8 protein-coding genes and 1 pseudogene are annotated in these 8,505 nt (G+C 46.8%); all 9 read left to right on the top strand.

The genetic code is table 11. The features are described 5' to 3' along the window. Nucleotides 1–353: pseudogene (locus tag Q0546_RS08240) on the top strand (tRNA (guanosine(46)-N7)-methyltransferase TrmB); the annotation flags it as partial. Beyond that, nucleotides 337–1,008, top strand: coding sequence for an ABC transporter ATP-binding protein (locus Q0546_RS08235; protein WP_002948434.1), 672 nt, complete (start codon nt 337–339; stop codon nt 1,006–1,008). The pseudogene Q0546_RS08240 and the gene Q0546_RS08235, both read left to right, overlap by 17 nt. After that, nucleotides 995–1,804, top strand: coding sequence for an FtsX-like permease family protein (locus Q0546_RS08230; RefSeq protein ID WP_298792098.1), 810 nt, complete (start codon nt 995–997; stop codon nt 1,802–1,804). Before Q0546_RS08235 ends, Q0546_RS08230 begins: the two co-directional genes overlap by 14 nt. Next, nucleotides 1,801–3,051 (top strand): peptidoglycan DD-metalloendopeptidase family protein, encoded by a 1,251-nt coding sequence (locus Q0546_RS08225; RefSeq protein ID WP_298792096.1) that lies wholly within the window; start codon nt 1,801–1,803, stop codon nt 3,049–3,051. Before Q0546_RS08230 ends, Q0546_RS08225 begins: the two co-directional genes overlap by 4 nt. A gap of 71 nt (nt 3,052–3,122) precedes the next feature. Continuing rightward, a complete protein-coding gene (gene pyrH, locus Q0546_RS08220) occupies nt 3,123–3,842 on the top strand; it encodes a UMP kinase (RefSeq protein ID WP_298792094.1) in 720 nt (239 codons plus the stop codon). A 15-nt stretch (nt 3,843–3,857) separates the two neighbouring features. Then, a complete protein-coding gene (locus Q0546_RS08215; RefSeq protein WP_002948448.1) occupies nt 3,858–4,076 on the top strand; it encodes a DNA-directed RNA polymerase subunit omega in 219 nt (72 codons plus the stop codon). Continuing rightward, complete coding sequence (locus tag Q0546_RS08210; protein ID WP_298792092.1) at nt 4,060–6,258, top strand: RelA/SpoT family protein; 2,199 nt, start codon at nt 4,060–4,062, stop codon at nt 6,256–6,258. Before Q0546_RS08215 ends, Q0546_RS08210 begins: the two co-directional genes overlap by 17 nt. Before the next feature lie 17 nt (nt 6,259–6,275). Then, the gene (tyrS, locus tag Q0546_RS08205) at nt 6,276–7,484 is read left to right on the top strand and encodes a tyrosine--tRNA ligase (protein WP_298792090.1); all 1,209 of its coding nucleotides are present in this window, start codon (nt 6,276–6,278) and stop codon (nt 7,482–7,484) included. Continuing rightward, nucleotides 7,484–8,505, top strand: a 1,022-nt coding sequence (locus Q0546_RS08200; RefSeq protein WP_298792088.1) for a nitronate monooxygenase family protein, incomplete at its 3' end; no start/stop codon positions are given. The genes tyrS and Q0546_RS08200, both read left to right, overlap by 1 nt.

Raw genomic sequence — 8,505 nt, 5'->3', positions numbered from 1 at the left:
AAAAAGATATTTACGACGTTATCTTTACCTGCGAAAAACAAAGCAAGCCTAGAGCAGATCAGGGCGAGCTAAAATTTGAAAACGGCTACGATGTGAGCAAGATCTCGGCTAAATTTAGCAACCAAACGATAAAAGAGGATGATTTTTTCTTGCATTTGGAAGAAAAATACGAAAAAGACGGCGAAATTTTGATTCGCGCCGCGTTTGGCTCATTTAACGCGCCCGAGCACTGCTATGTTTTGCTCGGCGAAAAAGGTGCGGAATATTTTATAAAAAAGCCGCTTGTTACGGCTGAAAATTTAAAGGCGCATCTTGCGTTGAAGGAGTATTTGGCGGATGCAAAAAATAATTAGCGCAAGCGGGCTTTGCCTAGGATACGAGGGCTGTGAAAAGCTCATAACGGACGCAAAATTTGACATTTACGCCAATGATTTCGTTTTTATCACCGGGCAAAGCGGCAGCGGCAAATCAACGCTTTTAAAATCTTTTTACGGCGAGATAAAACCGAGTGCTGGCTCGCTAAACGTCTGCCTAACCGATATGATGAATCTTGGCGGGCAAAATCTAGATAAACTAAGGCAGCGCATCGGCGTGGTTTTTCAAAACTACCGCTTGATAAGCGAGTGGAATATCGAAAAAAACGTGATGCTGCCGCTGATGATAAAAGGTCTTAGCGCTAACGTTTGTAAAAATCAGGCGACCAAACTCCTAAAACACGTAAATTTACTCCACAGAGCGCACAAGTATCCAAATGAGCTTAGCGGTGGCGAACAGCAGCGAGCTGCGATGGCTAGAGCGCTCGCGCATAATCCAAATTTGCTACTTTGCGACGAGCCGACGGGTAGCCTAGATGAATACTCAAGCGATGTTATCTGGGGGCTTTTGCGCTCGGCTAAGGAGTTTTTGGGTACCTGCATCGTGGTCGTCACGCACAGGGTGCCAAGCTCGCTAAGAGTACCCTATAGACATCTTGCTATAGAAAATGGACGCCTATATGAAATTCTTTAAAAACCACTTAAGCACTATAATTCCGCTTATGGCGTTACTCGTGGGCATTCAGTTTATATTGCTAGTCGGGCGAGTGGTGGACGAGTACGAGTCCGTGATGAACAAAGACTATAACATTATCATCGTAAGTCAAAACGAGCTAAACGCTACCGACGTAAAGCCGCTCGTTCATACGTTTGAATCTCTTGAACCGCTTAGTTCAAAGCCCGTACTAGAGAAGCTCTCTAAAGATATTTCATCAAAAAATATCGCCGTTTTGCAAAATGCGTTGCCTAAATTTTACTCGCTAAAGCTAAATGCCTTTCCAAGCACCCAATATATGCAAGAGATAAAGGATAAAATTTCAAAGATTAACGGCGTGAGCAGGGTTGAGACCTTTTCAAAAACGCATGATAAAATTTATAAAATCATGCAGCTGATTAAAAATATTTCGGCGATATTTTCGGGGCTAATCGGGTTAATCGGGCTTATGCTCATCGCAAAACAGATGCGAATTTGGCTATACGAGCACAAGGAACGCATCGAGATAATGACGCTGCTGGGAGCTCCGTCGTGGCTAAAATCTGGCGCGTTATACAAAAACGCGTTGTTTGATTCGTTTACAGCGACCGTTTTGGTGGCGGTTTTTTACATTATCTTGCCGGATTTGCAGCCCGTTAAGGAAGTCGCTACCGACCTAAATATCAATTTGCCGGCGATTGATCTGTTTTACGAGGGCGGAGTACTGCTGGGCGTTTCGCTTGCGATTAGTTTTTTAGCCGTTTATCTCGTAACCAGAAAAGCAACGGCGATATGAAAAAAATTTGCTTTTTGCTGGCCACCGCACTTTGCTTAAACGCAAGCACGGGCGAAAAGATAAAAAATCAAACGACCTATCTCGAGTCCTCAAAAGAGCTTGAAAAGCAGCTAAATAAAAAGCTTGACGACCTAGCCGGCGACATACTCGGCGGCGAAAAAAGCGTCAGACAAACCGACGACAAGATGAAAGAGCTCATTTTGCAAATAGCGCAGCTGGAAAACAGTGCAAAAAGCGCTAGCGGCGAGCTTGACGAGCTAGTAAAGCAAAACAAAGACCTAACGCAAAGTCAAAAAAATATCCAAAAAAGTATCGTGCGCATCATCTCTGATGAGTTTTCCTTCGACCTTATAATGCCAAAAGAGTACGAGGAGGGCGTGGATAGTATCATCGCGACTGAGATTTTAAGCAAGCTAAATTCGGTACTAAAAGATGATTTTAACGAGCTAGCCAAACAGTACGAAAGTACGCAAAATTTGATAAAAACCCAAAACGACAAGATAGACGGGATAAAGTCAAATTTAAAAACCTTTAAATTTAAGCAAGCCGAGCTCGTTTCCCTGCAGGATAAGCAGATGAAAACGCTGGCAAATTTAAAGCGGGATAAGGAAATTTATCAAAAGCAACTCTCGCGCCTACAAGCCCAACAAGACGAGATCAGAAAGACTCTAGAAGAGCTAAAAATCGTCGCCAAAAGAGAGAGCGAGGAGGCTAAAAAGGCTCTAGCCTCGCAAAAAGCGGCCGAAGCCAAAGCTCAAAAAAATAAGAAAGATAAAAAGGGCGAGGTAGCCGCGAGTGCGTCTGAGGGCGACGTGAAACAGTTTGGCTCGAGCTATCAAACTAGCCTTGTTAAAAAATATAGCGGCGAAAAGACTATCGCGCCGCTTGAGAGCTTTACGGTTAAGCAAAAATTCGGCAACTACGTCGATCCCATCTATAACATCAAAATTTTTAACGAATCGGTCGTCCTTAGCGCAAATTCCGCCGATGCGAAGGTAAAGAGCGTATTTAACGGTAAAGTAGTCTTTGCCAAAGAAACGGCGATGCTAGATAAAGTAGTCATCATCGAAAATCCAAATGGTATCCACACGATCTATGCGCACCTTAGCCAGATCGCCCCTACCGTAAAAGTTGGCGCAAAAGTGCAAAAAGGCTACATCATCGGCCGCGTGCAGCGAGATCTGACCTTTGAAGTTACGCAGAAAAACTACCACATAGACCCACTCGAGCTAATCAGCCTAAAATAGCACCTGCGCGCCGAGATTAGCAAAATTTAAAGCAAATTTAGCTAAAATCCGAAAATTTAAGGAGATGAAAAATGGAGCGAAAAAAGCGAATTTTAGTTAAATTTTCAGGCGAAGCGCTAGCTGGAGACAGCGGCTTTGGTATAGATAACGCTGTGCTTAAATTTATTGCAAAGCAGATCAAAGAGCTAGTCGAAAACGGTATAGAAGTGGGCATCGTTATCGGCGGAGGCAACATCATACGCGGCGTGAGCGCGGCTAGAGACGGCATCATAAAGCGCACCAGCGGCGATCATATGGGTATGCTAGCCACCGTGATAAACTCCATCGCGATGAGAGAGGCGCTAGAGAGCGTAGGTCTAGACGTGCGCGTACAAAGCGCGATAAAGATGGAGGCTATCTGTGAGACTTTCATCGTCGGACGCGCAAACAGACACCTCGAAAAAGGCCGCGTCGTGATCTTTGCTGCGGGCACGGGAAATCCATTTTTCACCACCGATACGGCGGCTACTTTGCGTGCTATCGAGATAGACTCAGATATGATAATCAAAGCTACGAAAGTGGACGGCGTTTACGACAAAGACCCGCATAAATTTGAAAATGCGACGTTGCTGAAAGAGCTAAACTACGAGCTTGCTATGAGTGACGATATCAAAGTGATGGACGATACCGCTATCGCGCTAGCTAAGGATAATTCGCTACCGATCTTGGTGTGCAATATGTTTAAAGACGGAAACCTGCTCAAAATCATACAAGGCGACGAGAGTGCGTTTTGCTCTATCGTAAGAAATTAAATTTAAGGAGAATAAATGAGATCTGAAGAAGTAGCGGCAAAGGCTCTAAAACTCGTCGGAGACGATAGATATATGCTGGCTCTAGCGGTAGCTAAAAGAGCCGAGGCTCTAGCTGGCGGCGCAAAAAGCCTACTTGATATCGACGTTACTAAGATGAAATTTGCCGATATCGCCCTACGCGAGATAGCTGAGGGCAAGATAGCTTTAGAGGGCATAGTTGAAGCAGCTAAATAGCGGATTTTTACTAGAACAATTAATCGACGATATAACCGCTTGCAAGGACGTCGCTCAGGCGAGACAACTACTTAGCGAGCTGATAAATTTTACGCCGAATTTAGAGTGCGCGATCGAATGTTGCGTTATCTCGCATGCGGGGCAGTTTAGAAAAAGTGGCGAACCGTATGCCATACACCCTATCCTAGTGGCCTGCGTCGTGGCGCATATGGGTGGGGACGAGGATATGATTATCGCCGCCTTGCTTCACGATGTGGTCGAGGATACGGACAGGTCGATAGAGAGCGTGCGAGAGGATTTTGGAGAAGAGGTTGCAAAGCTGGTCGAGGGGCTAACAAAAATCGTAGCCATCAGAGAGGACAAACTCGCAAGCTCGGAGTCAAACGAGCGTTTGGCGGCGTCTGCGATGACGTTTCGCAAGATGTTACTAATCTCCATCGAGGATGTGCGGGTGCTCGTGGTAAAGCTTTGCGATAGGCTGCACAATATGCTCACGTTGCAAGCTTTGCGCCCGGAAAAGCAAAAGCGAATCGCCGAAGAGACGCTGATGGTTTATGCTCCGATCGCGCATAGACTGGGCATTTCGTCGATCAAAAACGTGCTTGAGGATCTTAGCTTTAAGTATGCTTTGCCTGAAGAGTACAAAAAAATCGACGACTACCTAACCGAGCACAAACAGCAGCTCGTTCTAAAGCTCAATGCGTTTACCGACAAAATTTTTCAAATTTTACTCAAAAACGGCTTTAGCGAAAACGACTTTGAGATACAAAAGCGCATCAAACATCATTACTCAATTTACTTAAAAATGCAGCGAAAAGGCATCTCGATCGAGGAGGTGTTAGACCTGCTAGCTGCGCGCGTGCTGGTTAAAGAGCCACAGGATTGCTATTTGGTGCTTGGAAATTTACATATAAATTTTAATCCTCTAATCTCGCGCTTCAAAGACTACGTTGCGCTTCCGAAGCAAAACGGCTACCAAACGATACACACTACGATATTTGATAACAAAAGCATCTTCGAGGTTCAAATTCGCACCTTTGATATGCATAAAACCGCAGAGTACGGCGTCGCAGCGCACTGGAAATATAAAAGCGGCGGCTTTTTAAATCCAAAACTTGACTGGCTAAGCGACATCAGCGGTATAGAAAACGGCATGGAGGAGGCGAGCGAAAACCCCGAGGAGCTATACGAATACGCAAAAGATAGCCTCTACGTCGAGGATGTCGCGGTTTATTCGCCAAAGGGCGATATATTCACGCTTCCGCGCGGCGCTACGGCACTTGACTACGCTTACGAGATACACACGCACGTAGGCTTGCACGCCAAAGAAGCCTACGTAAACCGCGTGCGAGTACCGCTGCTAACGGAGCTAAAAAACGGCGATATCGTGAGTATCGTAACCGGCGATGAGCCAAAATACCGCTGCTCATGGCTGGGCAGCGTAAAAACGGGCAAGGCTAGAGCTACGATCCGCTCGTACTGCAAGCAAAAGATAAGAGATATAAACAATATGGTCGCGATCGAAATTTTAAGCGGCATCTTTGCAGTACCTTCAACAACCATCGAGCAGTGGCTAGAGACTGAAAATTTGACCAAGAAAATTTTTAGAGCGGCATTTGACTCGGTTTACCTGCAAGACGTGGTAAACGCGCTAAAAAAATACGTAAAAAGAGACCGTCCGTTTGCTATCGCGATGACGGATAAATACAACGTCAAAAAGCAAAAATTTGAAAACATCGTGATCTACTCAAACCACAAGATAAACAGCATCGAGTTTGATTATTGCTGCAATCCAAAGCGCGGCGACGATATCGTGGGCTTTAGAAACTATCACCACGTCACCGTCCATCACAAGCTTTGCGAGCGGTTTATGAAGCTAGCCGAAGAAAAAAACGAGATGATTTTCGTCAAATGGACGCGAGTCGCTCCTCATAGATTTAAGATCATCTTAAGCCTAGAAAACAGACGCGGGTCGCTTGCGGAGTTTTTGACATATATGGCAAAAATGCAGGTCGATCTCGTAACTATCAGCCTTACCGAGACCAGGGAGGCGACGGCGGACTTTTTCGAGCTGACGATCGAACTTGGCGAAAATTTGAACGTGAACGAGATAAAGGATCGGCTAAGAGATCGCTACAAGATCATAGACTTCGTGTCACTTGACGACGCATACGGACATTAATAAATTTAGGAGAGAAAATGGGTGAAAATTTGAGCAAAATAATGAGCGATATAAAAAAAGGCGTCGCCGAGATGATAGACGAGGAGCGCGTCGAAAATTTAGTAAAAAACTACTACGAAAAGGGCGAAAATTTCTACGTTAAAGCAGGTTTTGACCCGACGGCCCGGGATCTACACCTGGGCCACACCGTAGTGCTTCAAAAGATGGCTCTTTTGCAAAAGCACGGAGCGATAGTGCAGTTTTTGATAGGAGATTTCACGGGGCAGATCGGCGATCCTAGCGGCAAAAGCCAGACGAGGAAAAAGCTAGACCGCGAGACCGTGGTGGCAAATGCTAAAACCTACGAGGAGCAGGTTTTTAAAATCCTAGACCCGCAAAAAACCAAGCTGATGTTCAACTCCAAGTGGCTAAACGAGCTGGGAGCCGCGGGCATCGTGGAGCTAACTAGCACCTTTGCGGTGGCTAGGATGCTTGAGCGCGATGATTTTGAAAAAAGATATAAAAGCGGAGCCTCGATTTCGATTAGCGAGTTTTTATATCCGCTGCTTCAGGGCTACGACAGCGTCGCGATGAAGTGCGATATCGAGATGGGCGGCACGGATCAGAAATTTAACCTTTTAATGGGGCGAACCTTGCAGCGAGTTTACAACGTCGGCAAGGAACAAGCCGTCATAATGATGCCGCTTTTAGAGGGGCTTGACGGCGTAAATAAAATGAGTAAGAGCTTAGGCAACTACATCGGCGTGACCGATGAGCCAAACGATATGTTTGCTAAGGTTTTAAGCGTAAGCGACGAGCTGATGTGGCGCTGGTACGAGCTACTAAGTGAAAAAAGCACGGAAGAAATCGCAAATTTAAAAGCGGACGTAGCTAGCGGCAAAGCTCATCCAAAAGCCGTAAAAGAGGCGCTCGCGCTAGAGATCACGGCTAGATATAATGGCGAAGCGGCGGCGAAAGAGGCGAAGGCTGAATTTGACCGCGTGCACTCGCAAAATTTGATCCCGACCGAGATGGACGAGTTTGAGCTCTCGGCTCCTGTTTGGATCGTGCAGGCGCTCACTCACTGCGGACTATGCGCTAGCAGCTCTCAGGCGCGCCGAGACATCGCGGCAAACGCCGTCAGTCTAAATCAAGAAAAGATCGCCGACGAGCAGCTAAAGCTGGGCGCTGGCGAATACGTCTTGCAGGTCGGCAAGCGTAAATTTGCAAAACTAAAGGTAACCTGATGCAACCCGTAAAAATCGGAAAATACGATATAAAATACCCGATAATCCAAGGCGGAATGGGGCTTGGTATCAGTTGGGATAGGCTCGCCGGAAACGTCAGCCTAGAAGGCGGCCTAGGCGTCATAAGCTCGGTAGGAACGGGCTACTACGAAGGACGAAAATACATCACTAAAGAGCTAAACGCAAAGCCTTACGGCAGCGGAAATTTCTACTCGCGAGAGGGACTAAAAGCCGTCATCGATAACGCACGTAAAATTTGCGGCGATATGCCTCTTGGGGTCAATATTTTGTACGCCAGCAACGACTACGAGCGTATCGTAAAAGACGCCTGCGACCACGGTATAAACGTGATCATCACGGGCGCGGGTCTGCCGACGAATTTGCCTGAATTTACCGTAGACTACCCGGACGTGGCTTTGGTGCCTATCGTATCCTCGGCAAAAGCGCTAAAAATCATCTGCAAACGCTGGCAGGGGCGCTACGGTAGGCTTCCAGACGCGGTGGTGCTTGAGGGGCCTCTTAGCGGCGGGCACCAGGGATTTACCTACGAGCAGTGTATCGATCCCGCGTACAGCCTGGAAAATTTGATAACGCCCGTTAGCGAAGAGATAAAGCAGTGGGGCGATTTTCCGTTATTTGCAGCAGGCGGCATCTGGGACAAAAACGACATCGAGAAGGCGATTTCGCTAGGGGCAAATGGCGTACAGATGGGTACTCGCTTTATCGGTACGCACGAGTGTGACGCTAGCGAGGAGTTTAAGCAAGTGTTGCTAACGGCCAAAAAAGAGGACATCGAGCTAATCAAAAGCCCAGTAGGCTACCCTGCGCGTGGCGTCAGGACGAATTTGATAAATCTAGTCGATAAGCGCCAGGGTCCAAAAATCAGCTGCGTAAGCAACTGCGTAAGCCCGTGCCAGCGCGGCAAAGAGGCTAAAGAGGTAGGATACTGCATCGCAGACCGACTTTACGACGCATTCGCGGGACGAAAGGACACGGGGCTGTTTTTTACCGGCGCCAACGG

Source organism: uncultured Campylobacter sp. (genome assembly GCF_937997465.1).
In the GTDB taxonomy this organism is placed as follows: domain Bacteria; phylum Campylobacterota; class Campylobacteria; order Campylobacterales; family Campylobacteraceae; genus Campylobacter_A.
The sequence above is the reverse complement of the archived record's forward strand: the minus strand, read 5'-3'. Positions and strand labels throughout refer to the sequence as shown.

Excerpts from the sequence above, each read along its gene's own strand:
- tyrS (WP_298792090.1), top strand. The coding sequence starts at position 6,276 with ATGGGTGAAAATTTGAGCAAAATAATGAGCGATATAAAAAAAGGCGTC.
- pyrH (WP_298792094.1), top strand. The coding sequence starts at position 3,123 with ATGGAGCGAAAAAAGCGAATTTTAGTTAAATTTTCAGGCGAAGCGCTA.
- Q0546_RS08235 (WP_002948434.1), top strand. The coding sequence starts at position 337 with ATGCAAAAAATAATTAGCGCAAGCGGGCTTTGCCTAGGATACGAGGGC.
- Q0546_RS08225 (WP_298792096.1), top strand. The coding sequence starts at position 1,801 with ATGAAAAAAATTTGCTTTTTGCTGGCCACCGCACTTTGCTTAAACGCA.
- Q0546_RS08215 (WP_002948448.1), top strand. The coding sequence starts at position 3,858 with ATGAGATCTGAAGAAGTAGCGGCAAAGGCTCTAAAACTCGTCGGAGAC.
- Q0546_RS08230 (WP_298792098.1), top strand. The coding sequence starts at position 995 with ATGAAATTCTTTAAAAACCACTTAAGCACTATAATTCCGCTTATGGCG.